This is a genomic window from Vibrio sp. 1F263 (assembly GCF_041439035.1).
GTDB classification, from domain to species: Bacteria; Pseudomonadota; Gammaproteobacteria; order Enterobacterales; family Vibrionaceae; genus Vibrio; species Vibrio tasmaniensis_A.
In genome coordinates this window covers 115,966-141,144 of record NZ_JBGONI010000001.1, presented here as the reverse complement: position 1 = coordinate 141,144, position 25,179 = coordinate 115,966, and the positions used below count along the sequence as shown (strand labels likewise).

The following is a 25,179-nucleotide window of genomic DNA, read 5'->3' as shown; positions in this document are numbered from 1 at the left end:
TGTTTCGAATGACCTTGGTGAAAACGTTTGCTAGTATTTGATACAGCATGTTTTTTAACAAAATATGCTCAACTACTAACGTAACTTTTCATGCACAATCTAAGGTAGTTCCTCTGAATGATATGGTTAACGTCTAAAGTCGTCATGACTTTGAGCTTATTACTGTATAGGGAATTTAAGAAAAGACGTACGGAAGCGGACGTTGAGGTATAACTCAACAACTTGAATTTAAGGGAAGCGGATGCTTCTCTTTTTCGTTTCTAGCGTTTCTTGGAGGGCAACTTGATTCGTTAATGAAAATCTCGGGATTTGGTGTTCAAACCAATAATGTCATCGGTAATATCGATGAGTTTACCCGCTATAACATGCACAACTTCGCCTTCCTTTTCTAATATTCCTTGTACTTTTAACGCTTTGGCTGTCAGATAAGCTTGCTGTTGAGCGCGCGCGGTTGCTCCCCATACCACGACATTAATATTGCCCGTGTTATCCTCTAATGTGACAAAGGTAACACCTGCCGCGGTTCCGGGAGCTTGTTTTCCAGTGACCAATCCAACAACCGTGACCATAGATTTGTGTCTTTGCTGTATTAAATCTTTCATGTGTGTGAATCGACCTAATCGTCCCGCTTCTTCTAGCAAAGTGATTGGGTGTTTGTTCAATGAAATTCCGACACTGGTGAAGTCTTCGAGTAGATCTTGCATCTCATTGGGTTTGTGCAGTGCATGTTCGTCATGTCCATCCCCAACATCGTCATAGACTTGGCTAAACAGAGGTAAATCAGAAGCGGAGTCCATGATTGCCCAGCGAGTCTGGAAGCGGTCTCCCGATACGTTATGTAGCGCATTGGCCGATGCCAGTAGCTCGATATCTTTCTTATTCATCGATAACTGTTTCACCTGGCTAGGGTGGCGATAACCGGATTGTGGCCGATTGGCGAGCACGCTTTGAATCCCATGTTCGCTGAATCCTTTGATTTGTCGCAGCCCTAAGCGAATCGCTAAACCATTCTGATGAGCGATGACAGTGTGGTTGTCTTGTGAGGCGTTCACACAGACCGGAAGAACTACCACATTGTGTCGTTGTGCGTCTTGTACCAACTGTGATGGGCTATAAAACCCCATAGGTTGGCTATTGAGCAAGGAAGCATAGAAGCATTCTGGGTAGTAGCATTTCAACCAAGCTGAGCAATACGCTAACACCGCAAACGAAGCCGAGTGACTTTCAGGAAAACCGTATTCGCCAAAGCCGCATATCTGTTTAAAGATCTGCTCAGCAAATTCTGTCTCATAGCCACGCTTTTGCATTCCCTCGATGAGTTTGTTTTTAAACTTAAAGACGTTGCCATTTTTCTTCCAAGCGGCCATCGCGCGTCTGAGCTGATCCGCCTCTCCACCTGTGAATCCTGCGGCAACCATCGCGAGCTTAATCACTTGTTCTTGGAATATCGGCACACCCAAAGTGCGCGACAGTACCGACTCCACGTCTTTAGATGGATAACTGATTGGCTCAATACCATCTCGGCGCTTTAAGAATGGGTGAACCATATCGCCTTGAATAGGCCCAGGACGTACGATAGCAATTTGAATCACCAAGTCGTAATAAGTCCTTGGTTTGAGCCTTGGCAGCATGCTCATTTGCGCGCGTGACTCTATTTGGAAGATCCCGACGGTGTCTGCTCGCTGAATCATGCCGTAAACCTGAGGGTCATCCTTAAGGCGGGTGATCTCAGCAATGGTCAGTGATCGCCCGTGAATGCGTTTGATCAGGTCGAAACATTTACGAATCGCAGAGAGCATACCTAACGCGAGTACATCAACTTTCAGCAGCCCCAATGTTTCAAGATCATCCTTATCCCATTGAATTATGGTTCGATCGTGCATAGCCGCATTTTCGACGGGAACCAATTCATACAAAGGCCCAGAAGAGATCACGAAGCCGCCAACATGCTGAGACAGGTGACGTGGAAAGCCGATGATCTCATTAACCAAATGGATAAACTGCTGTCCCTTCAAAGAATCAGGCTGTAGCCCCAATTGAGTGAGCTGAGCCTGCCAACCTAAGCTTTTGTCCCTGCGATTGGTGTTCTTTATAAAGTAATCAAGCTGAGTTTCTTGTAGCCCTAAAGCTTTGCCGACATCTCTGACCGCGCTTTTAAAGCGATATGAAATGACAGTTGCGGCAAGTGCTGCACGTTCTCTACCGTATTTTTTGTAGATGTATTGGAAGACTTCTTCACGGCGCTCGTGCTCAAAATCGACATCAATATCGGGCGGCTCATCGCGCTCTTTACTGATGAAGCGTTCAAATAGCACTGAGATTTGTCTTGGGTCGACAGAGGTGATCTCTAGGCAGTAACAGACCACGGAATTGGCCGCTGAACCTCGACCTTGGTAAAGAATGCCTTGGCTTTTGGCAAACATGACGATGTCGTGAATGGTGAGAAAAAAGAAAGGGTAGTCAAGCGCGTCAATTAGCCTCAATTCTTTATCTATGATTTGTTGAATGTCATTAGGTACACCTTGCGGGAAGCGAGCTCGTTTTCCCTTTTCGACTAACATGCGTAGGTAGCTCATGGGTGTCTCACCTTGAGGGATCAGCTCGCTTGGGTATTCGTAGCGCAAGCTGGCTAAATCAAATTCACACAGCTCAGCGATTCGGTTGCTCTCTTCTAGCCACTCAGCTTTGAATATATGAGAGATCTTATTGATGCTGCGTAAACAGCGCTCGGCATTGGCGAGTAAGTGACTGCCCACTTCAGTAATGGGACGTTGGTATTTGATCGCAGTGAGTGAATGCTGCAAGGGTAAGCGATTCGCGTTGTGCATCAGCACGCCACCACAGGCAGTAATCGGCAGTTGGTGATGTTGTGACAGCTCAACACAGTAATCCGTGTACTGCTGGTCGGTTTGTTCTAGGTGTCGTTGTAAGCCAATCCATAATCGACCGGAGTGGTGTTGAGAAAGCCATTGCCCCCAATGTGCGTCTTCATTTTTCTGTTGAGGAAGCCAAAGAATGAAGCAGTGCTTAGCCGACATGATATCCCACTCAGAGAGCTGATAATGTCCCTTACTGCTACGACGTCTCGCGTTGGTAATAATACGACACAGCTCGGCATAGGCCTCTCTATTTGGGCATAGCAAAACCACTTGGCACTCTTCATTTAACCAAAACATGCTCCCGACAATTTGCTTGAGCGACAGTTTATGTTGCTTGATTGCTGAGTGAACCTTAACGATGCCCGCGACTGAGCACTCATCAGTAACCGCGAGTGCTTTGTAACGTAAGAAGTCGGCCTGTAAAACAAGCTCTTCCGCATGCGAAGCTCCTTCAAGAAAGGAGTAATTACTTTGGCAGAAAAGCTCTGAGTATTGCAGAGACATAACGTAATCTCACTTAACCATTGCGAGTGAACATGATTGAAAAGGGGCGTTGAAATCGTCAGTAAGTCGTACGGAGTGAGCGACTAAATTGTCTTACTGACTTACTTTCTTACAGACTAGCTAAATAAGCCGTGCAAAAACCATTGCTTATCGGGCGTTCTGAATACCCATAGCCATCGGCCGTTTTCACTATGAGCAATAAAGTAGTCACGAATGATTTTCTCGCCATCCCACCATCCAGAAACAATGCGCTCAGGGCCTTGAGATAAAGTGATACTCTCGGTTAAGGCTTCTGGTTCTGGCAATAAAATACTCGGTCGGAGTCGTTGTTGGCTGATGTTGGGAGTTGTCGCAGTTTGTTGCGTGACCTCTTGGGGAATTTGTCCCTTTTTTACCGTATTCCCCAGTGTTGGTAGTGAATATTGGTTGGCCTTCTCTGGTCTTGGGTCATGCTGTATTTTGGGAGTCTGAATACAAGCTTGTCCTAACTTGGCTTGAAGTAATGAGAGCAAATCTAACGCGGCAAGTGTTCCTGTATTACCATCAAAAAGATCACGGTAGGCCATTTGCGGTTCTCCATGACGAATTACGGAAAGGGTCAGCCCCTGAATCGGTGCCGTGATCTTCAGTGATTCTAAGGTTAGATGAGTCAGGTTCGCCCACTTTGCAGCAAGGTAATCGCCTTGTGCTGAATAGAAAGAGACAGGGTGGTCGTCTTTATCTCTCAGATGCAAAGTCAGCGTTAACTCGAAAGCAACTCGGTCGCGTAGCTTCAAAAAACACTCGAGTTGATTTAATAATTTCAGTAACGGCTTTTCGATAAACAGGATGTTTTCAATATCAAACAATAGCTCGAGATATTGCTGAAAATTCTCCGGTGGATGGTAGAAATCAATCGGGTGCTTGAACTGACCGTTAAGGCGACCGACATAATTCACCAAATCGATATCAAAGCGACGTGCGACCTCTTGCAAAGGCAGTTTCAATAGGTCATCCACTAAGTTAATGCCGACACGGTTCAGACGTTCCACTTGCTTAGTTGGCAGCTCGCTGGAACTTAATGCTTGTTGATTGACCCATGCTTTTATTTGCTCAACATTATTAGTGACTTGGTTGATGGATTGCTTACCCAAAAGGATTGCAGAAAGTGGCGAGTAACCCGTCGCGAAGCTGAACTGGATATTGAGCGTTTCTAAGTGGCTTTTGAGCTCATGCCAGTAGTTATCTAGCCCATCGTAAAGTGACAGCATATTAGATGCCTTAATCAACAAACCATTCTGTGGTAGTAAAGCCATGTCAGAAGTGACCAAATACGCCCATTGAGCGATCTCTTTGAGCTTACTTTTTTCTAGCTCAATACTGTAAGGGTGGACGTGTAAGTTGTGACACAGCGCCGCCGCAGACCCTAGCCCCATACCAAGTGAAATTCCCGATTGCAGCGCAGCTTGGTTAGCTTGCAGCACACGGTGATCTTTTTCATCCACGATGATAATAGGTTGCTCGTGTAACTCTTCATTAAAGTGAACTTTCTCGGAGTTAGATAGCTCAGAATTAAACAAGGTATCCAACTGCAGAGATGGAAAGTGCAGATAAAGCCATAACATACGCTAGCCTTGTTTCGCAATAGGAAAAGCCAGCACGGTGTTATTTGATAAAGCACTATGTGAACTGTTTTGAAGGATAATTTTTTCAGTGAGTAACGGCCAATTTTGGCTCATGTCTAGAATAAAGCTGCCATATGACCAGCTGCCTTTCCTTTTTGTGACCTCAACCTTTAACCCTTGGGCGTGAGAAGATAGCTTCATGCTTAGAGAAACGGGTAGAGATAACTGATTATGGCTGGTGGCCTTAAAGTGAAATTGCAGACACTTACCGGTTTCGCTTGCTGCTTGCAGACGCTTGGTTTGGTGTATTTCTAGATCGGCTCCCCATAGCAATACCGAGTGACAGGCGCCGCTTTTAAGGCACTGCTCTGCTGCCCACAATGCATCGAGATCGCGCTGAGGTTGGATAACGAGGATGTTCTCTAGTTCAATACCTTGGCTGCTAAAAAATTCGGCACAGATCTTCCCCGGTGGGTTAATGAAGATGGCCAATTTTTGTGAGTTTTGTTGAGCTAAATAGGGTGTAAGCAGGCGAAGTTCGCCGATCCCTTGTTGCGATTCAACCTCAATAACACCATGCGTCGGAAAGCCACCATCAAGCTGTTTATCCAGTTGAGGATAGCCTGTTGAAGTAGTACTTCCTTGCGCTGTTGATTGTAACCCTGTCCAGATTAGCTGGCGGTCTTGTAAGTTTTTTATTAGTTCATGCATAATTAAATACCTGTGTATTTATACAGTATATTTAACAATGAAAAAGATGCAAAGAGAAATGATGAAAATTAGCGGAAGTAAGTGTTAGTTGATTGATTTAGATACAAAAAAAGCCGCTATGGAAGCGACTTTTTACTATTGATTAATGATATCAGTTACTTAGGTTGAGCATCGATACATTGGCCATTAATGTCTGTCACACTTGGGTTCATTAAGTGTAGATACAACGGGATGATGTCGAGTGGCGTTTTTAGCTTGTTCGCATCTTCACCTGGGTACGCTTTTGCACGCATGCGTGTTTGAGTGCCGCCAGGGTTGATCGCGTTTACACGGATGTTGGTGTCTTCAAGCTCGTCCGCTAGGATTTGCATCATGCCTTCAGTCGCAAACTTAGAAATCGCGTAAGTGCCCCAGAACGCACGGCCAGAGTGACCAACTGTAGAAGAGGTGAATACGATACGACCGGCTTCAGCTTTTTTAATGACAGGCAGTAATGCTTGAGTCATTAGAAATTCAGCTTTAACGTTGATTTGCATAACGCCATCAAATGTTTCTTCATCGATTTGATCAAATGGGCTTAACGTGCCAAGCACACCTGCGTTATGCAGTAGGCCGTCTAAACGACCGAACTGTGATTCAATGGTTTCAGCCATATCAATGTAGTTCTGCTTTGTTGCTCCTTTGAGGTCTAGCGGAATGATCGCAGCCTGAGGGTAACCAGCACTTTCGATTTCATCGTAAATGAATTCAAGGTTTTTAACATTGCGGCCTAACAGAATGACAGTTGCACCATGTTGAGCGAAGCTTAGTGCGGCTTGGCGACCAATGCCAGCACCGGCACCTGTAACCAAAATTACTTTATCTTTGAGGGCATCTGTAGAGATTGGGTAATCCACTGTGCTTATCCTTCTTTCTTTTATTATGTTCGTCATTCCATTGGTGTTTAATCACACAGATAAACGCAGGAATGATGAGAAATTCTTGGTAATCGTGACAAGATGGTTACAATACACTAATTCATACATTAGGGGATATGACATTGGAATTTTTGTTGGACTACGGCTTGTTTTTAGCCAAGATTGCGACCGTTGTAATCGCCATCATTGCAATTTTAGTGATTGCTAAATCGGTGGGTGGAAAATCAAGCGCGATTAAAGGTGAGCTGGAAATCACGAACCTATCTGAGCACCATAAACAGACGATTGAACAATTAGAGCACCATCTACACGATGATGCTTTCATCAAAGCCCGTGATAAAGCAGAAAAGAAAGCGGAAAAAGAAAAAGTAAAATCACGTGGCAAAGAAGTGAAAAAAGCAGCGAAAGAGGGTGAGCTTGATAGCAAGCGTGAACCACATCTATTCGTTCTTGATTTTAATGGCAGCATTGATGCGAAAGAAGTGGCTTCATTACGTGAAGAGGTAACGGCGGTTCTGGCTGTTGCTCGTGAAGGTGATGAAGTATTGCTTAAGCTTGAGTCTGGCGGTGGCATGGTTCACGGCTATGGTCTGGCGTCTTCTCAACTTGACCGTATCAAAGCGGCAGGTCTGCCTCTGACTATCTCGGTAGATAAAGTCGCAGCAAGTGGCGGTTACATGATGGCATGTATCGCAGACAAAATCGTATCTGCACCGTTTGCTATTGTTGGTTCTATTGGTGTTATCGCTCAACTGCCAAACTTCAACAAACTGCTTAAAAAGCACGACATTGAATTCGAACAGCTAACGGCAGGTGAGTACAAACGCACGCTTACTATGTTTGGTGAGAACAGCGATAAAGCACGCGAGAAGTTTAAAGAAGAGCTCGAAGAGACACATGGCCTATTCAAAGACTTCATCCGTGACCATCGTCCAGCACTCGATCTTGAAAAAGTAGCAACGGGTGAGCACTGGTTTGGTACACAAGCACATGAGCTTGGGCTGGTGGATGAGATCAGCACTTCTGATGATTTAGTCGTAGCGGCATGTAAGGACAAAACGGTTCTAGCGATTCACTACGTACAGAAGAAAAAGCTGTCAGACAAACTAGCGGGCGTGGCAGGTAAATCTGCAGACAGCGTGCTGATGAAGCTGATTGAACGCGGCCAAAAGCCGATTGTTTAAGCTTATTTAGTTTTAGCTCTAGTATCTAGTATCTAGTATCTAGTATCTAGTATCTAGGTTTAGTGCCTTGCGTCTATTGAAGACGTTTGAGCCTTAAAAAGAAAGCGCATAAGTCATCAGACTTATGCGCTTTTTTATTGCTCCACTTCCGAGCGGGTGACCACTATGTTGTAGGGGGAGCGGAGTTTTATACCAAGCACTGACTTACTGTGATTGATATTAAATCTTGGCTCCATAATCATTACGTTTTGGACAAGTAGTCAGAATCTCTCTATGACCCGTACCTTTGAGCTCTTCCAAAATTACATCAAAGCCCCATAAGCGATAGAGATGTTTCATCACTTCGTCGTAGCCTTTATCAAGCGGTATACGGCCGTGAGGCACATACTGCAGTGTCATCGAGCGATCACCACGAACATCGACGTTAAACACCTGAATATTCGGCTCAAGGTTACTTAGGTTGTATTGCGCCGCAAGCTTTTCACGAATCAAGCGATAGCCTGGGTCATCGTGAATAGCGCTTATCTCAATGGTGTTTTTGCGGTCGTCGTCGAGCACAGAAAATAGTTTAAAGTCTCGAATGATCTTTGGTGAGAGGTATTGGCTGATGAAGCTTTCATCTTTGAAATTGTGCATGGCAAAGTGCACCGCTTCTAACCAATCACTTCCGGCTAACTCAGGGAACCACTCTTTGTCTTCATCGGTTGGTTCTTCACAGATACGTCGGATGTCTCTAAACATCGCAAAGCCAAGCGCATAAGGGTTTATCCCACTGAAATAAGGGCTGTTGTAGGCGGGTTGAGCAACCACACTGGTGTGGCTGTGTAGGAATTCTAAGATGAACTTATCACTCACCAAGCCTTCGTCGTAAAGGTGGTTAAGAATGGTGTAATGCCAGAAGGTTGCCCAGCCCTCATTCATTACTTGAGTTTGTTTCTGAGGATAGAAGTATTGGCTTACCTTGCGAACAATACGAACACACTCACGTTGCCAAGGTTCAAGCAGTGGGGCGTTCTTCTCGATAAAGTAGAGAATGTTTTCTTGAGGTTCGCTAGGAAAGCGAATTTTGGTCTCTTTTTCCTTGTCTTGATTTTTAGGCACAGTTCTCCACAGCTCATTGACTTGAGATTGCAGATACGCTTCACGTTCTTCTTGCCTTGCTGTCTCTTCAGCTATGGAAATCTTCTCAGGGCGTTTGTATCTGTCTACGCCGTAGTTCATGAGAGCATGACAAGAATCGAGAAGTTTCTCGACTTCAGCTACACCGTATTTTTCTTCGCAATCGGTAATGTATTTTTTCGCGAATAATAGATAGTCGATAATCGAGCTTGCATCAGTCCAGGTTTGGAACAGGTAATTACCCTTAAAGAACGAGTTATGGCCGTAACAGGCATGCGCCATTACCAACGCTTGCATCGTGACCGTGTTCTCTTCCATTAAGTAAGCGATACACGGATCTGAGTTGATCACGATTTCGTACGCTAAGCCCATTTGGCCGTGTTTGTAGTTTTGCTCTGTCTGGATGAACTTCTTACCAAAAGACCAGTGGTTGTAATTGATGGGCATACCAATGCTGGAGTAAGCATCCATCATCTGCTCAGAGGTAATCACTTCAATCTGGTTCGGGTAAGTGTCTAAACGGTAATGCTGCGCCACACGCTTAATTTCTACGTGATATTGTTCCAAGAGGTTGAACGTCCAATCTGGACCATCAGGCAGCATCTTGTCGTTTTTCTTCTGTGCAGATTTGTCTTTCTCTGCAACGTTTGATTTCGCTGTCATGGCAAACTCCCTTACGCAGTCTCTTTCTGGAACAGTTCTCTAAACACAGGAAAAATATCATCCACCGTTTTAATGTTCTTCATGGCGAAGTTATCGAAGCTCGCTTCTAGCTTCTCGTACTCGTGCCAAAGCGTTTGGTGTGAACGGCGCGTAATCTCGATGTAAGAGTAATATTGGCAAGTCGGCAATAGCGTATTGACCAACAGTTCTTTACAGCGAGGTGAGTCATCCGCCCAGTTATCTCCATCAGAAGCTTGTGCTGCATAAATGTTCCACTCATTAGCAGGGTAGCGGTCTGCGACAATTTCCTTCATCAGTTTCAGTGCACTGGAAACGATGGTGCCACCGGTTTCTTGTGAATAGAAAAACTCATGTTCGTCAACTTCTTTAGCCTGAGTATGGTGACGAATAAACACAACATCGACGTTTTCGTATGTGCGATTGAGGAATAAGTAAAGCAGTACGTAGAAGCGTTTTGCGATGTCCTTGGTAGCTTGATCCATTGAGCCAGATACATCCATTAGACAGAACATAACGGCTTGGCTAGATGGAATAGGGCGCTTCTCATAATTTTTAAAACGCAGGTCGAAGGTGTCAATGAACGGCACGCTTTCAATTTTTTTACGTAACTCAGCAATCTCTTCTTTTAAGCGACTCTCTTCGAAAGGTTGTGCTGGTTCTGTCATTTTTACTTGGTCAAGTTGCTCCATCAGTAGGTTGAGCTCGCGCTTTTTACCTGCTGTCATCGCGGTTCTACGAGCCAGAGATTGTTGCAGTGAACGAACGATTGCGATGTTGGAAGGAATCCCCGCGCTTTGATAACCAGAGCGATGTGTCTTCCATTCGGTGATTTTGTTGACCTGATTCTTCTCTAGATTAGGAAGAGCTAAATCTTCAAAGAGAATATCAAGATATTCATCTTTTGAAATTTGGAATGTAAATTCATCTTGGCCTTCGCCATCAGGGCTTGCGTCACCCTGGCCTGCGCCACCACCTTGACCGCCACCTTTAGGACGTTCAATTTTATCGCCCGTGATGAACTGGTCATTACCTGGGTGAACGCGTTCTCTTACGCCGCCTTGACCTTGGTGAAAGCTTGGCTCTTTGATGTCTTTATGGGGAATAGTGACGTCTTCACCGGTTTCAGTATTGGTGATTGAGCGTCGGTTGACTGCATCGGCCACAGATTCTTTGATTTGCTCTTTATGGCGTCGTAAGAAACGCTGTCTGTTCACAGCACTCTTATTCTTGCCATTGAGCCTCCGATCGATAAATTGTGCCATAAGAACTCCCTCTCAGCTGATGTCGCGATCCTACTTTTTATAGGTTGTAAGAGTTATTGGTTTACTAAAGCTATTCGTTCGTTAGGGTATAAAGTTATTGGTTTGTACGAGCTGCCCAATTGAGCAGCTCAATACAGTTTGGTTATGAGGATTTACGAACTCTTAGGTACCACTCAGATAGCAGTCTCACTTGTTTCTCGGTGTAGCCTTTTTCCATCATACGAGCAACGAAGTCGTCGTGTTTTTTCTGATCATCCGTTGAGGTCTTAGCATTGAACGAAATAACAGGAAGTAGCTCTTCTGTGTTAGAGAACATTTTCTTCTCAATCACAGTGCGCAGTTTCTCGTAGCTTGTCCAAACTGGGTTTTGACCGTTATTGTTGGCTTTGGCACGAAGCACAAAGTTCACAATCTCATTTCGGAAGTCTTTAGGGTTACTTATCCCAGCTGTTTTCTCGATTTTCTCTAGTTCACCATTCAGAGAAGCACGGTCAAATAGCTGTCCTGTTTCTGGATCGCGGTACTCTTGGTCTTGAATCCAGAAGTCCGCGTAGGTGACATAGCGGTCGAAGATATTCTGACCGTACTCAGAGTAAGACTCTAGGTAAGCGGTTTGAATTTCTTTACCGATGAACTCTACGTAGCGTGGCACTAGGTATCCTTTCAAAAACTCTAGATACTTCTCGGCGGTCTCTTGAGGGAATTGCTCACGTTCGATTTGCTGTTCAATCACATAGAACAGGTGCACTGGGTTTGCGGCTACTTCGGCTTGGTCGAAGTTAAACACACGAGACAGGATCTTAAAGGCGAAACGCGTTGATAGCCCAGACATGCCTTCGTCAACACCCGCATAATCTCGGTACTCTTGGTAGCTCTTCGCTTTTGGATCGGTGTCTTTTAGAGTTTCACCATCGTAAACCCGCATTTTTGAGAACAGAGAAGAGTTTTCTGGCTCTTTCAGTCTCGATAGGATGCTGAATTGCGATAGCAGATCGAGTGTGCTTGGCGAACAAGGGGCTTTGGACAGCTCACTGTGCTCAAGCAGTTTTTGGTAGATCTTAACTTCTTCAGAGACGCGCAGACAGTAAGGGACTTTTACAATGTACACACGGTCGAGGAAGGCTTCGTTGTTTTTGTTGTTACGGAAGGTCTGCCACTCAGATTCATTAGAGTGAGCCAGAATCATACCGTCAAATGGCAGTGCAGAAAGCCCTTCGGTACCGTTGAAGTTACCTTCTTGTGTTGCCGTTAGAAGTGGGTGCAAGACTTTGATTGGCGCCTTGAACATCTCTACGAATTCCATCACACCTTGGTTTGCTTTACACAGTGCACCAGAGTAACTGTAGGCATCGGGATCATCTTGAGAGAAGTGCTCAAGCTTACGAATATCGACTTTACCAACCAGAGACGAGATATCTTGGTTGTTCTCATCACCAGGCTCTGTCTTCGCAATTGCAACTTGGTCGAGAATAGAAGGGCGCAGTTTGATGACTTTGAATTTGGAGATGTCACCACCGAAGTCATGGAGGCGTTTCGCTGCCCAAGGTGACATGATAGAGCGTATGTAACGTTTCTCTATTCCGTACTCTTGTTTCAAAAGATCGCCATCTTCGTTTACGTCAAATAGACAGAAGGGGTGATCATTCACTGGGCTTCGCTCACCATCGGCAGACAGCACATAGATTGGTAGCTTTTGCATCAGTGCCTTGAGTTTTTCAGCAAGGGATGATTTACCACCGCCCACAGGGCCAAGTAGATAAAGGATTTGCTTACGTTCTTCTAAACCTTGCGCTGCATGTTTTAGATAAGAAACAATCTGTTCAATCGCGTCTTCCATGCCGTAGAAATCTTTAAATTCACTGTAGCGTGAGATGACACGGTTCGAGAAAATACGACTTAGTTGAGGGTCTTGAGCAGTGTCAATGACCTCCGGTTCGCCAATGGCGAGTAATAAGCGCTCGGCAGCATTCGCGTAAGCACTTTTATCGTCTTTACACAGCCCTAAGAACTCTTGCAATGTCAGCTCTTCTTCCTTGGCTGCTTCATAACGTGATTGATAGTGGTCAAAAATACTCATAGTCACATTCCCCTTGTTAACCAGTCAAAACTGACGAGCGATTGAAAAATAGGCTCTCCCTACATTTTAAGGTTAGACCCGCTTCGACAATTTTGCTTAACAATTATGTATTTATTTACAATTTTGCGTGTGAAAAACGTAGCGAGCGCAATAGGCAACTTGAGGCGTGTGGAATCGAATTATTTTACATTCGAGCGGATCTAACCATTTGTTTTGTGATTTTAGGTCGCTTAACAATACTCACACTGGATTTATGTGTGTTAGATGTATAACTGAGCTCTATTGATTTTTTGGAATGAAGTACCATATAATGCGCAGCGTTATCCAAAGTTGCTCAATAAATAGGTAAATATAGTGAAGAATAATGGGTTAAAAATAGTGGCTATCAGTGTGGCGTTACTGGCTTCGACAGCAACGCATGCAAAAATATCGCAGTGGTCACTGGGCGTTGCCGCCTCTTATTCTCCTGCTGTCTATAAAGAGACGCCGTCAAATCGTACGGTGATTCCCATGATTGGTTATGAAGGTGAGCATTTTTTCATGCGTGGATTCAGTGCGGGTTATCGCTTGCTACCTGCAGGTTCACCACAGAATATTGTGTTTCGAGCGGTTTATGATTCGAGGACATTGAAGCCGGGTGATTCTGATAACGTTGATATTCAAAAGTTAGATGAGCGTAAAGCATCAGTATTAGGTGGCATTAGCTACCAAGTGATCACCTTGGTCGGGATGTTTGAAGCGACAGCAGGATCTGACTTAGGGTTTAGGCATAATGGTATCTATGCGGAAGCCGCATGGCGTTTGCCGATTCGTCGCAATGGGTGGGCGATTACACCCTCTATTGGTTATGCTTATAACAGTGAGCGCCTGAATAACCACCTGTACGGGGTGAGTTCAGCAGAAGCGTCGAGAACTAATTTGAACGAGTTCGATGCAGACTGGGATGGTCAGTACTTTATTGGTTTAGGTGGTTACTTGCATGTGACGCCAAATATCCGAGTCACTGGTGGCGTTCGTTATACCAACCTTGAAGGTGATATTGAGAACAGCCCAATACTTGAAAGTGGCATCAACATGGCCGCAAACGTCGGTGTTGCCTACGTCTTCTAGTTGCTTCGGCTTATCGCTTCATATATGAATATTAAAAAAGGGGTTACTCATGATGAGTAACCCCTTTTTTGAAATTTTATAAGCCCACTTAAAGCTAATCTTCTAAGCACTAAATATTTGAGATAGCTCTGTCGCACATAGGTGGTACTGACGAGGGCAGTTACGCCACGTTGTTAGCATGCGACGGTACTTTTCTAACATTGGCATTTGGCTATTGAAGTGGTGATCTGCTTTGTCAAATTGAGGGTAAAGTCCTTCAGAGTCAACAAGGAAACGCACGTAATGTACGATTTGTGCTTCAGAAGCGATATCGAAACCTAGGAATTGTAGACGACGTTGGTCGACTTCCGCACGCTCTTGATCTGCAAGCATTTTATTCGACTCTTGCATGGCATGGTACATCTCCATAATGTCGATAATTTCGCGACATTCTGCTTCAGTTAAACAACCAAATTCTTTGTTAAGCTCACGCATTTGGAGTTCGTAACCACGTTCTACAATCGTTTGTAGACGCTGGTATTTAGCTGAGTTCTCAGGATCCATTTGAGACATTAGGTAGTATTGATTTGATAGAATTAGACGCTGAGCATTGGTCATTTCCATGGGAGGAACCTCACTAAAAAACTAAATGTTATATTATTTTGTTGCAGTAAGAGTAACAGCATTCCTAAGAGTGGAAACATGATCTCAACACGGATTTAATATGATTTTTTGAATTGATAAACAAAAGTTGTAAAGAAAAGTGAAAGGATTGTTTTAACCAAAAAAGAAAACGCCCCAATTGAAATTGAGGCGTTTGAAATCACTATTAACGTAAGTCTAAATTAGTATTTTACGTTTGAATGGTATTGACTGAGGATAGCAACAATCTCGTCCATTTTTTCTTTGCTTGGCGGATTTGTACCTTCAAGAGGGTAGTCGTGACCCAATGCTTCCCACTTATGAGCACCTAGCTTGTGGTATGGAAGCAGTTCTACTTTTTCGATGTTATCCATGTCCTTAATGAATTCACCCAGAAGATGCGCATCTTCTGGCGTATCTGTGTAGCCAGGAACAATCACATAACGAATCCACGTCTTCTTACCTATTTTGTGTAGGTAGCGTGCAAAATCCAGAGTACGTCGGTTTGATACACCAATGAAATCGTGGTGAATTTCATCTCGCATATGTTTAAGATCCAGCATTACCAGATCAGAGGCTTCTAGTACTTCATCGACCACTTCAGTGTGTTTACGAATATAGCCATTAGTATCAAGACAAGTGTGGATGCCTTCAGCTTGAGCCGCGCGGAAAAAATCACGAACAAACTCAGGTTGTAGCATCGCTTCGCCACCTGAACAGGTGATACCGCCGCCAGAGGCTTTCATGAAATGACGGTATGATTTTGCTTCGTTAATGATCTCTTCGACCGTTACTTCCTTTCCGTCATGAAGATCCCATGTATCGCGATTATGGCAGTACATACAACGCATTAAGCAGCCTTGAAGAAACACAATAAAGCGGATACCAGGGCCATCGACAGTACCACAAGATTCGAATGAGTGAATGCGACCAGTTGTAGACATGAGCTATTCTCGTATAGGAATTTATACCGTTTATTTTATTACAAAAACGGTACATAAAATAGGGTCAAATGGTAACTAGGTCTTTAAAAATAAAGGCAATCACCTGTGAAGATGATTGCCTTTATTTAACTTGAAAAGCAGGCGGTGAAAGCCTTTTCTATGGCTAGAAGAAAGCAAACATAGTGATGCCACCAGTACCGTACACTGACTTTGTTGCTTCTTGGTAATCGGGTGTTTTTGCGGTAAGTGCGAAAGATGCACCAACGTATTGGTTATACCAAGCAACACCAAGTATCGCTGTCGCTTGAATGTTCTCTAAAGTGACATCGTAGATCGCAGGATCTTGGTCATTTTTCTTTGCATAATCATTAACACCGGAACGATCCCCTTCGACAGTCAGGTCATTAAATCGGTAACGCCCTTCAAGACCTGCGTAAGTAAACCAACCTGTATTTGAAGCACCTATCATGCCTGCTTTGAATGGGTTTTCTGTGCTGATGTTCGCTGCGCCAAAGTTGCCGCCCAAGTCAGTACCCCAACGGAACATAAATCCAGTAGAAATGTCGCTTCTAAAATTACCAACGTTGATCTCTGATACGTTAGATATCTCGAAGTCAGTATTCGCTAATGCTTGATTACGCATTAGGTTGAAATGACTTAAGTAACCAAGGCTACCTGCGTACTCATCATCAACTTGATACTTCCAACCCATAGGTTCGTCTGATTTAGTGATTGAGTGAACCAGTTTTTGAGCGTCTTCGGAAAGTGCTCGCTCGCCTGTAGTACCAAACGTGATGTTAAAACGCTGGGCTTGTTGTGGGTTCAAGCTGATGTAGTTGAATTCTGTATGTAGGTAACCTGCGTATGGACGATCATTGGCTGATGGTTTTTCTAATTCAATGTCAGAAGGCGTGTACATCTTGTGACCAATGGTGATTTCCCACTTATCTAAAGAGCTTGCGCCCCAATAGGAAAGGCTCAATGGTTTTACCCAAGCGTATGGCGTAATACTTGACGATGTGTAACCCAGAAATAAACCGTTGGTATAGTCTTGGTCGACACCAAAGATACCATCGTTGTCTAACGCAAAAGTTAACGTAGAGCGTTCAGATGCCAGTGATGAACAAGAGAGGAGAATCAGTGGTAAATAACGAAGGTATTTCATGTAGCGGTTACTCTAAAATGATGAACAGAAATAGTACCGTAGTTTGAGTGGATTTGTAGAAAAAAAGTGAATGCGAGTGTGCTTTTTGTGGCCAATCTAATCTTTCTTGGGGGAGGGGGTATTGATGAGATTTAGAGTAGATATAAAAAAGCCCCGCACATTGGCGAGGCTAATAGTTTTTACTGTCTATTGAGCGTGAGCTTATAGAGACTCAGTAAATGTACGTGCGATTACGTCAGCTTGCTGCTCTGTAGTCAGAGAGTTAAAGCGTACAGCGTAACCAGAAACACGAATCGTTAGCTGAGGGTATTTCTCAGGGTGCTTAACTGCGTCTTCTAGAGTTTCACGGTTAAGAACGTTCACGTTAAGGTGTTGACCACCTTCAATGCCAGCTTCGTGGTGGAAGTAACCATCCATTAGGCCTGCAAGGTTAGCACGTTGGCTATCTTCTTCTTTACCTAGCGCGTTTGGCACGATAGAGAAAGTGTAAGAGATACCATCTTGAGCATCAGCAAACGGTAGTTTACCTACAGACGTTAGTGAAGCTACAGCACCTTTCTCATCACGACCGTGCATTGGGTTTGCACCAGGAGCGAAAGGAGCGCCAGCACGACGACCGTCTGGAGTGTTACCTGTTTTCTTACCGTAAACCACGTTAGACGTGATAGTAAGAACTGACTGTGTAGGGATTGAATCACGGTAAGTCTTAAGCTTACGGATCTTGTTCATGAACGTAGAAACTAGTTCACAAGCAATGTCATCTACACGAGAGTCGTTGTTACCGTATTTAGGGTAATCGCCTTCGATTTCGAAGTCAGTTGCAATGCCATCTTCGTCGCGGATTGGTTTAACAGTCGCGAATTTGATTGCAGACAGTGAGTCAGCAGCAACAGACAGACCAGCGATACCACAAGCCATAGTACGACGAACGTCACGGTCATGAAGAGCCATTAGAGACGCTTCGTAGCTGTACTTGTCGTGCATGAAGTGAATGCTGTTTAGAGCTGTCACGTATTGCTTAGCTAACCAATCCATGAATGTGTCTAGGCGACCCATTACGTCATCGTAGTTAAGTACTTCGTCAGTGATCTTGTCGCCAACTGGGCCAACTTGCATTTTAAGCTTCTCATCAACGCCGCCGTTGATTGCGTAAAGCATAGTTTTTGCAAGGTTAGCACGAGCGCCGAAGAACTGCATTTGCTTACCAACGATCATTGGTGATACACAACAAGCGATTGCGTAATCATCAGAACCAAGGTCAGGACGCATTAGGTCATCATTTTCGTACTGGATAGAAGAAGTATCGATAGATACCTTCGCACAGAAACGCTTGAAGCCGTCAGGTAGTTGCTCAGACCAAAGAACTGTGATGTTTGGCTCTGGAGAAGGACCCATAGTGTATAGAGAGTTAAGGAAACGGAAGTTCGAACGCGTTACTAGCGTACGACCATCAACACCCATACCCCCCATAGACTCTGTAGCCCAGATTGGGTCGCCAGAGAATAGCTCATCGTACTCAGGAGTACGTAGGAAACGAACCATACGCAGCTTCATTACGAAGTGGTCGATCATCTCTTGTGCTTGGTCTTCTGTGATTTTGCCAGCAGCGATATCACGCTCGATGTAGATGTCTAGGAAAGTCGAAGTACGACCTAGAGACATTGCAGCACCGTTTTGAGATTTAACAGCAGCTAGGTAGCCGAAGTAAGTCCACTGAATAGCTTCTTGAGCAGTTTGAGCTGGCTCAGAGATATCGAAACCGTATTTCTCAGCCATTTGCTTGATTTGACCTAGAGCACGATGTTGCTCAGAGATCTCTTCACGCAATTGCATTGTAGCAGCAAGATCTTCGCCGTTCTCGAAACGCTCTTGTAGAGAAGCGAATTGAGCAGCTTTGTCTTTCATTAGGAATTTGATACCGTAAAGTGCAACACGACGGTAGTCACCAATGATACGACCACGGCCGTAAGCATCAGGAAGACCAGTCAGAACACCAGACTTACGACATTTTAGGATATCAGGAGTGTAGATATCGAAAACGCCAGCATTGTGTGTTTTGCGGTATTCTGAGTAGATTTTTGAAACCATTGGGTCAAGAGTTTCACCGTATGCTTTACAAGAACCTTCAACCATACGTACACCACCGTTAGGGATGATTGCACGTTTTAGTGGCTTCTCAGTTTGTAGACCAACGATAGTCTCAAGATCTTTCTCAATGTAACCTGCATCGTGAGCAGTAATGGTAGAGATAACAGAAGTATCGAAATCTACAGGTGCTTTAGTTGCGTTTTCCTGCTTGATACCTTCCATTACCGAAGACCAAAGCTTGTTAGTTGCTTCAGTACCCTCAGAAACTAGGAAAGACTCGTCGCCTTCATATGGCGTGTAGTTCTTTTGAATGAAATCACGAACGTTTACTTCGCTTTGCCACTCACCTGCAGCAAAATCTTCCCAAGCTTTAGCAAATTGCTCTGCCATGACATACCTACCTTTTTAGTAGAAAAAATACGTACATTAACACTGTTGAGCCAGCGCCCCTCGTAAGGGTAGTACACTCTTATTAATAACAATATATATGAGCATATGAGCGTCATATGGTTATATATATTGTCACTACCTTTTATATGTTGTCTTTACTCTATGTATTCAAGACTACGCTAAAAAATTTCTGCAAACCTTAAACTAAATCAATAAATGCCAAAAAAAGTTGAAAAAATTTGAGTGACAGGGGTTGCCACCCAAACTTTTTTTTAATCCCAATACTACTTTTGTGTAGTAATGAGCATTATAGCCAAGCTTTTAGGCCATATTGACTTTCTAGCATACCAACTGCAAGCATTGCTACTAAACAGATAACTAAAACGCCAACAGGGATTACAATCTTGTCTACAAATGATAGACGCTTCGCACGCTCTTTATCACCAATTAGACCGTTGTTATCAAGAAGCATAGTCAGAGCCCATGCTAATACAGGGTTAACAACCGCTGAACCGAAGATACAGATACCAGCTGCTTGAGAATCCTTTGAATCCTTAACCATTTGCATACCCGCTTCAAGTAGAGGTAGAGATACACCTACAAGTAGCGCAACACGCATCACTGGTGGCCATACTGCAACGTCCATTGGGAAACCAAGAATCGCAACAATAATACATAGAGAACCAAGCAAGATTGCGCCGCCAGGAATTGGACGTTTCGCGATTGCTGCTGGGATCATGTAAGTACCCCAAGAAGAAGTGATGTTACCACCACCAACCGCAGTACCCACCATTTGACGAACTGAACACATAGTCATAGTGTCATCAACGTCCATCAGAACTTTTTCAGAACGTTTAGGGTAGTTTAGTTCTTGGAAGATACGGTGACCTAGGAAGTCAGGTGACCACATCGCTACCGCTAGGATTGCAAATGGTAGAGAAGCGATGAAGTGTTCAACGTTTGGCAAGCCAAGCATCCAACCTTCAGAAGTCGAACCCCACCAGTAAACTGGGTTTAGGTTTGGGATACCCATTTCAGTTTCGAATACGATATCGAAACCAGCGCCCAATGCTAATGCAATAGCAAGGCCTGTGAATGCACAAACTGGGATAGCTAACCAACGCTTGTTCACTTTTGCTAAGAAAGCATAGATAGCAATAGTAATAGCAAGAACGATTAGACCGACGTAACCCATGCTACCCGCTTCAACAGTAGAAGATTGAAGACCAACCGCCCATGCTTGAATCGAGTTAATTTGGCTCATGGTACCCGTTAGGCCTAAGAAAATGAGCAAGCCACCAGCGGTACCTTCCGAAGTCAGGTTAACCAGCTTGGAGCCGCCTTTTAGGAAACTTAGGATTAGACCGAAGACACCGATAAGGATAGCCAATGCAAGAGGGTGAGCACCAGCGAGAGCGATGGTACCAATAAGAGGAATCATTGGGCCGTGGTTACCGGCAAGGTTTGCTTTCGGGTTGAAGAAACCAGAAGCAAGGATACAGAACAGCAGTGCAGGAATCAGCATTTCTACACGAGCAACTTCAATCGCGAAGTCTTTACCTAGGTTTACGTGATCCCAAGCTTGAGTTAGGCCATCAGCCCAAGACATCATTACTGCAGAGTACATCGCGATGATACCGATGGTACCAGCAAGTGCAGGAACAAGATCTTCAAGTTCAAAACGGAAATCACGGCCTGGAAGGTTTAGGCCAAAACGACGAGGCTTCATGATTTGAAGTTCGTGATCTAAGTAATCTGAGCGGCTCTCAAATTCAGAAGCAGGGCGGTGTAGCTCTTTATAGCTTTTCTCTTCTACTTCAGAGTTCGCATTATTCACAACGTCTGACATAGATTCCTCATATTTTTATGTTAGTAATTCTAAAATTGAATTATAAAATTTCGCGTAATTGCGTTATTTCTTAGTTATAACTTATTAATATTATGTTGCACGGTTTTGATGTGCTTTATGCAGCTAAGTTAAAAGAAATGTTTGGCATTTTTAATGCCTTATTCTTTGCTGCTGAGTCTAACAAGCTTACCCTTTAGGGTGATTGATCTTGATCACTTTATGAGTTTATGTGAAAGAAAGCTACAAAACGAAGCGATTCATTAACGTACCGTTGATGAATTGTGTAATTAGTTTTCACAAATTGACGTTAGCTATCTTCTTCATGTCTTGCTCTACATAGCATCAGCCGGATACCTCTTACTTACTGAGTGGTTTCACTATTAGTAACTGGTCTCTTAGTTGCCTATGAAGTTTTAACCACTCAACGACCTTCTAATAACGTTCTCGTATAGTGAGTTTGGTGTACTACTGCGGGTATTAAATTTTGTTGGAAGCGCCGTTTTTAAGTTCACAAAACGTGTTTTTCTTGTGAGGCATCAAGCTACGAGAATCTCATTTTGATTAACTTTATTTAAACAATGCCAGAGTCGCAATTCCAGCTTGTTGATACATTTCATTCAGTAAATTGAGACTAAAACGCTATTCATTGCATAATAAGTCAGAGTTAATCGCTATTTATTCTCAATTATTAGGTTAATAATTTGTTGCATGTTGTTTCGTGTGGTGCTAGTTTGTATCGCATGAAAAGGTCGGAGTACCTTGCATTTTCACAAACTTGGGAGAGAAAGCGCATGAAAGATGTACCAGCGCTGGACATAAAGGATTTACACAAAACGTTTGGTCAAAATGAAGTTTTAAAGGGAATTTCACTTTCTGCGCATAAAGGCGATGTAGTATCGATTATCGGATCTTCAGGGTCGGGTAAAAGTACTTTCCTTAGATGTATCAACCTTTTAGAGACACCTACTGCTGGCGAGATTTGGGTTAATGGTGAATTAATTCAAATGAAAAATAACCGCCAAGGTGTTTCTGTTCCTGCCAATGAAAAACAAGTACAGCGAATCCGTTCTCGCTTAGCAATGGTTTTTCAGGGTTTCAACCTGTGGTCTCATCTGACCGTTCTCGAAAATGTTATCGAAGCGCCTGTTCACGTCTTAGGTGTACCTAAAGCACAAGCGATTGAAAATGCTGAGCTGCTACTGAAGAAAGTAGGGCTATATGAACGCAAAGACTACTACCCAGGTCATTTATCTGGCGGACAACAACAGCGTGCGGCGATTGCAAGAGCATTAGCGGTAGATCCTGAAGTGATGCTTTTTGATGAACCAACATCGGCACTTGATCCTGAGTTAGTAGGGGAAGTACTTGGTGTAATGCGCGATCTAGCAGAAGAAGGAAGAACCATGCTTGTGGTAACACATGAAATGGCTTTTGCTCGTGACGTATCAAATCATGTGATGTTCTTACATCAAGGCTTGGTGGAAGAACAGGGCGATCCAGCTAAACTGTTTACTGAGCCTGAATCTGAGCGATTACAACAATTTATCTCATCGATTTACTAATCAGAATTGAAATGCTGTTGCTAAGGTAAATGGCGACAGTGTTAACAATGAAACACAACAAGTAAGTTAATAAGTAACAACAAACACAATATTAAAATTAGCAAAACATAAAAACCTAAATCACAGGAGTAGGGATATGAAAAAGTGGTTATTAGTCGCGGCACTTGCTGCAACTGCTGCAACGGGCGTAGCTCAAGCAAAAGAATGGAAAACAGTACGTTTCGGTATTGAAGGTGCTTACCCTCCATTTAGCTGGACAGAAGCTGACGGTTCGCTGAAAGGCTTCGATGTCGATATGGCTAACGCGCTTTGTACTGAAATGCAGGTGAAGTGTAAGATCGTTGCACAAGATTGGGATGGTATTATTCCTTCTCTGCTTGCTCGTAAATATGATGCGATCATTGCGGCAATGTCTATCACGGAAGAGCGCAAGAAAAAGATCGATTTCACAGGTAAATACGCACTTATCCCGAACAAGTTCATCGCTAAAAAAGGTGCAGGCCTTAACTTTGATGATCTAAGTGGTCAAAAAATTGCCGTTCAACGTGCAACAACTCACGACAAGTACCTAACAGATAACTACGGCGACACAGTAGAAATCGTTCGTTACGGTTCATTTGACGAAGCTTACCTTGATCTAGCTAACGGTCGTGTTGCTGCTGTACTGGGTGATGCATCTGCTCTAGAAGAAGGTGTACTAAACAAAGCGGGTGGTGAAGACTACGAGTTTGTTGGTCCATCACTAACTGATCCTAAATGGTTCGGTGAAGGTTTTGGTATTGCTCTACGTAAGCAAGACAAAGATCTGACTAAGCAATTAGATGCTGCAATCCTTTCACTACGTGAAAAAGGCATCTACCAAGATATCGCTGCTAAATACTTCAACTACGACGTATACGGTAAGTAATCTCTAGCGTCACTTCTTAAGGGAGAGGCTCACCTCTCCCTGTCTTACCAACTTTTTCGCAGTTCTGTTGGAATTCATTATGTTTGATTTACAAGGATATGAAGCGTCGATCCTGAAAGGGGCGGTGCTTACAATCGAAGTTGCCTTACTGTCGCTAATTTTAGCTATGGTTCTTGGTATGCTAGGTGCCTTAGCTAAACTCGCGCCTTATCGCTGGGCTCGTGCAATTGCAACCCTCTACACAACCGTTATTCGAGGTATACCCGATCTCGTATTGATGATGCTAATTTTCTTTGGTGGACAAATCCTTTTAAACAACAGTTTGTATTCCATCAATGAGTGGCTCAATGAGTGGTTCACATCAAGTGACCCTAACCACGAATGGACCGCTTACCTACCTGATTATATTGATGTCAGCCCATTCATTGCTGGCGTCTTAACCATTGGATTCATCTTCGGCGCGTACATGGCAGAAACCTTCCGTGGTGCGATAATGGCTGTCGACAGCGGTGAGATGGAAGCGGCAAAGGCCTATGGCATGGGCCCTGTTTTAGCATTCCGTCGTATTCTATTACCGCAAATGATTCGTCACGCATTGCCGGGGTTTGGTAATAACTGGTTGGTTTTACTAAAAACTACCGCGCTGGTTTCTATTATTGGCCTTGAAGACATGGTACGTGTTAGCGCTCTGGCGGCGGGCTCAACCAAAATGCCATTTACCTTCTATATGACGGTAGCAATCATCTTCTTATTCTTCACCAGTGTTTCGACGGGCTTACTTAAGTTGGTTGAACGTAAATTCAGTATCCACGCGAGGTAGTTATGGACTTTTCATTGATAATTGAAAGCCTGCCGATTTACCTTGGTGGTTTGTGGACAACGGCTTGGATGGTTTGTGTCGCTTTGATTGTTGGCTTATTCGTAGCCATACCATTAGCTATCGCTCGTAACAGTCCAAATATGATGATTAATGCACCAGCTTGGTCGTTCATTTATTTCTTCCGTGGTACGCCGTTATTGGTGCAGTTGTACCTGATTTACTACGGTATGGACCAATTCTTCCCAGTAAAAGATACACTATGGGAAAACGCGTGGTTCTGTGCTTTAGTTGCGTTTATTCTAAACACATCAGCATATACTGCAGAGATCATTCGTGGTGCTATTAATGGCTTACCGAAAGGTGAAGTTGAAGCAGCAAAAGCGTATGGTATGAGCACACCCAAGACATACCGCCGCATCATTTTACCAAGTGCTCTACGTCGTGCATTACCGGCTTACAGTAACGAAGTTATCTTTATGCTTCATGGTTCAGCGGTAGCAGGTATCGTAACCATTATGGATCTAACTGGTGCTGCACGTTTGGTCAACTCTCGCTACTACGCTCCATTCGAGTCTTTCCTAACTGCAGGTCTATTCTACATGGCGCTAACGTTTATCATCATTGCGATTTTCAAATTCGCAGAGAAGCGTTTCCTTGCTTACCTAAGGCCGTTAAGTTAACTCTACGATACAGATTTTCTTAGACAAACGGCGCTCTTGTAGCGCCGTTTTTAATTTCAATTCAATTGTTCGGGTACCAATAAGTTTAAGTGGTATTTGTTA

General features: G+C 43.8%; 18 protein-coding genes. 6 read left to right on the top strand and 12 right to left on the bottom strand.

What is annotated here, in order from left to right:
• Nucleotides 1-290: 290 nt before the first annotated feature.
• From ACED25_RS00580 to ACED25_RS00565, 4 genes are all read right to left on the bottom strand, one after another.
• A complete protein-coding gene (locus ACED25_RS00580; RefSeq protein ID WP_371694413.1) occupies nt 291-3,383 on the bottom strand; it encodes an error-prone DNA polymerase in 3,093 nt (1,030 codons plus the stop codon).
• Nucleotides 3,384-3,499: 116 nt separating this feature from the next.
• Complete coding sequence (locus ACED25_RS00575; protein WP_371694412.1) at nt 3,500-4,987, bottom strand: DNA polymerase Y family protein; 1,488 nt, start codon at nt 4,985-4,987, stop codon at nt 3,500-3,502.
• Nucleotides 4,988-4,990: 3 nt separating this feature from the next.
• On the bottom strand, nt 4,991-5,698 hold the full coding sequence (gene imuA, locus ACED25_RS00570) for a translesion DNA synthesis-associated protein ImuA (RefSeq protein WP_017102811.1): 708 nt from the start codon (nt 5,696-5,698) through the stop codon (nt 4,991-4,993).
• 155 nt (nt 5,699-5,853) lie between these two features.
• Complete coding sequence (locus ACED25_RS00565; protein WP_004736577.1) at nt 5,854-6,594, bottom strand: YciK family oxidoreductase; 741 nt, start codon at nt 6,592-6,594, stop codon at nt 5,854-5,856.
• A 143-nt stretch (nt 6,595-6,737) separates the two neighbouring features.
• Here ACED25_RS00565 and sohB point away from each other — a divergent pair, with 143 nt between their 5' ends.
• Nucleotides 6,738-7,799, top strand: coding sequence for a protease SohB (gene sohB, locus ACED25_RS00560; protein ID WP_009849001.1), 1,062 nt, complete (start codon nt 6,738-6,740; stop codon nt 7,797-7,799).
• 219 nt (nt 7,800-8,018) lie between these two features.
• Here sohB and ACED25_RS00555 read toward each other — a convergent pair whose 3' ends face one another.
• From ACED25_RS00555 to ACED25_RS00545, 3 genes are all read right to left on the bottom strand, one after another.
• The gene (locus ACED25_RS00555; protein WP_371694411.1) at nt 8,019-9,581 is read right to left on the bottom strand and encodes a SpoVR family protein; all 1,563 of its coding nucleotides are present in this window, start codon (nt 9,579-9,581) and stop codon (nt 8,019-8,021) included.
• An 11-nt stretch (nt 9,582-9,592) separates the two neighbouring features.
• Nucleotides 9,593-10,864 carry a YeaH/YhbH family protein gene (locus ACED25_RS00550; RefSeq protein ID WP_102512516.1) on the bottom strand — a complete coding sequence of 424 codons (1,272 nt, stop codon included), beginning with the start codon at nt 10,862-10,864 and terminating at the stop codon, nt 9,593-9,595.
• Nucleotides 10,865-11,006: 142 nt separating this feature from the next.
• The gene (locus tag ACED25_RS00545; RefSeq protein ID WP_029222896.1) at nt 11,007-12,941 is read right to left on the bottom strand and encodes a PrkA family serine protein kinase; all 1,935 of its coding nucleotides are present in this window, start codon (nt 12,939-12,941) and stop codon (nt 11,007-11,009) included.
• Between the two features lie 354 nt (nt 12,942-13,295).
• Here ACED25_RS00545 and ACED25_RS00540 point away from each other — a divergent pair, with 354 nt between their 5' ends.
• Nucleotides 13,296-14,051 (top strand): MipA/OmpV family protein, encoded by a 756-nt coding sequence (locus ACED25_RS00540; RefSeq protein ID WP_371694410.1) that lies wholly within the window; start codon nt 13,296-13,298, stop codon nt 14,049-14,051.
• Between the two features lie 102 nt (nt 14,052-14,153).
• Here the strand turns inward: ACED25_RS00540 and ACED25_RS00535 are convergent, their stop codons facing one another.
• The 5 genes from ACED25_RS00535 to ACED25_RS00515 form a co-directional block, all read right to left on the bottom strand.
• Entirely contained in the window at nt 14,154-14,654 is a 501-nt protein-coding gene (locus ACED25_RS00535) for a YfbU family protein (RefSeq protein WP_009846313.1), read from the bottom strand.
• Between the two features lie 221 nt (nt 14,655-14,875).
• Nucleotides 14,876-15,616 (bottom strand): pyruvate formate lyase 1-activating protein, encoded by a 741-nt coding sequence (gene pflA / locus ACED25_RS00530; RefSeq protein WP_009846312.1) that lies wholly within the window; start codon nt 15,614-15,616, stop codon nt 14,876-14,878.
• Between the two features lie 163 nt (nt 15,617-15,779).
• Nucleotides 15,780-16,781, bottom strand: a complete 1,002-nt coding sequence (locus ACED25_RS00525) for a lipid A deacylase LpxR family protein (protein WP_041472762.1) — start codon at nt 16,779-16,781, stop codon at nt 15,780-15,782.
• A gap of 201 nt (nt 16,782-16,982) precedes the next feature.
• Nucleotides 16,983-19,259 carry a formate C-acetyltransferase gene (gene pflB, locus ACED25_RS00520; RefSeq protein WP_371694409.1) on the bottom strand — a complete coding sequence of 759 codons (2,277 nt, stop codon included), beginning with the start codon at nt 19,257-19,259 and terminating at the stop codon, nt 16,983-16,985.
• A 307-nt stretch (nt 19,260-19,566) separates the two neighbouring features.
• The gene (locus tag ACED25_RS00515) at nt 19,567-21,108 is read right to left on the bottom strand and encodes a DUF3360 family protein (RefSeq protein ID WP_016767646.1); all 1,542 of its coding nucleotides are present in this window, start codon (nt 21,106-21,108) and stop codon (nt 19,567-19,569) included.
• A gap of 791 nt (nt 21,109-21,899) precedes the next feature.
• Here ACED25_RS00515 and ACED25_RS00510 point away from each other — a divergent pair.
• The 4 genes from ACED25_RS00510 to ACED25_RS00495 all read left to right on the top strand — a co-directional run bounded on the left by ACED25_RS00510 (nt 21,900) and on the right by ACED25_RS00495 (nt 25,077).
• Nucleotides 21,900-22,670, top strand: a complete 771-nt coding sequence (locus tag ACED25_RS00510; protein WP_004736532.1) for an ABC transporter ATP-binding protein — start codon at nt 21,900-21,902, stop codon at nt 22,668-22,670.
• Between the two features lie 136 nt (nt 22,671-22,806).
• The gene (locus tag ACED25_RS00505) at nt 22,807-23,577 is read left to right on the top strand and encodes an ABC transporter substrate-binding protein (protein ID WP_009846319.1); all 771 of its coding nucleotides are present in this window, start codon (nt 22,807-22,809) and stop codon (nt 23,575-23,577) included.
• A 79-nt stretch (nt 23,578-23,656) separates the two neighbouring features.
• The gene (locus tag ACED25_RS00500; protein WP_012603591.1) at nt 23,657-24,397 is read left to right on the top strand and encodes an ABC transporter permease; all 741 of its coding nucleotides are present in this window, start codon (nt 23,657-23,659) and stop codon (nt 24,395-24,397) included.
• Between the two features lie 2 nt (nt 24,398-24,399).
• Nucleotides 24,400-25,077, top strand: coding sequence for an ABC transporter permease (locus ACED25_RS00495; RefSeq protein ID WP_009846321.1), 678 nt, complete (start codon nt 24,400-24,402; stop codon nt 25,075-25,077).
• Nucleotides 25,078-25,179 lie beyond the last annotated feature (102 nt).

Excerpts from the sequence above, each read along its gene's own strand:
- ACED25_RS00580 (WP_371694413.1), bottom strand. The coding sequence starts at position 3,383 with ATGTCTCTGCAATACTCAGAGCTTTTCTGCCAAAGTAATTACTCCTTT.
- ACED25_RS00575 (WP_371694412.1), bottom strand. The coding sequence starts at position 4,987 with ATGTTATGGCTTTATCTGCACTTTCCATCTCTGCAGTTGGATACCTTG.
- imuA (WP_017102811.1), bottom strand. The coding sequence starts at position 5,698 with ATGCATGAACTAATAAAAAACTTACAAGACCGCCAGCTAATCTGGACA.
- ACED25_RS00555 (WP_371694411.1), bottom strand. The coding sequence starts at position 9,581 with ATGACAGCGAAATCAAACGTTGCAGAGAAAGACAAATCTGCACAGAAG.
- ACED25_RS00550 (WP_102512516.1), bottom strand. The coding sequence starts at position 10,864 with ATGGCACAATTTATCGATCGGAGGCTCAATGGCAAGAATAAGAGTGCT.
- ACED25_RS00545 (WP_029222896.1), bottom strand. The coding sequence starts at position 12,941 with ATGAGTATTTTTGACCACTATCAATCACGTTATGAAGCAGCCAAGGAA.
- ACED25_RS00535 (WP_009846313.1), bottom strand. The coding sequence starts at position 14,654 with ATGGAAATGACCAATGCTCAGCGTCTAATTCTATCAAATCAATACTAC.
- pflA (WP_009846312.1), bottom strand. The coding sequence starts at position 15,616 with ATGTCTACAACTGGTCGCATTCACTCATTCGAATCTTGTGGTACTGTC.
- ACED25_RS00525 (WP_041472762.1), bottom strand. The coding sequence starts at position 16,781 with ATGAAATACCTTCGTTATTTACCACTGATTCTCCTCTCTTGTTCATCA.
- pflB (WP_371694409.1), bottom strand. The coding sequence starts at position 19,259 with ATGGCAGAGCAATTTGCTAAAGCTTGGGAAGATTTTGCTGCAGGTGAG.
- ACED25_RS00515 (WP_016767646.1), bottom strand. The coding sequence starts at position 21,108 with ATGTCAGACGTTGTGAATAATGCGAACTCTGAAGTAGAAGAGAAAAGC.
- ACED25_RS00510 (WP_004736532.1), top strand. The coding sequence starts at position 21,900 with ATGAAAGATGTACCAGCGCTGGACATAAAGGATTTACACAAAACGTTT.
- ACED25_RS00505 (WP_009846319.1), top strand. The coding sequence starts at position 22,807 with ATGAAAAAGTGGTTATTAGTCGCGGCACTTGCTGCAACTGCTGCAACG.
- ACED25_RS00500 (WP_012603591.1), top strand. The coding sequence starts at position 23,657 with ATGTTTGATTTACAAGGATATGAAGCGTCGATCCTGAAAGGGGCGGTG.
- ACED25_RS00495 (WP_009846321.1), top strand. The coding sequence starts at position 24,400 with ATGGACTTTTCATTGATAATTGAAAGCCTGCCGATTTACCTTGGTGGT.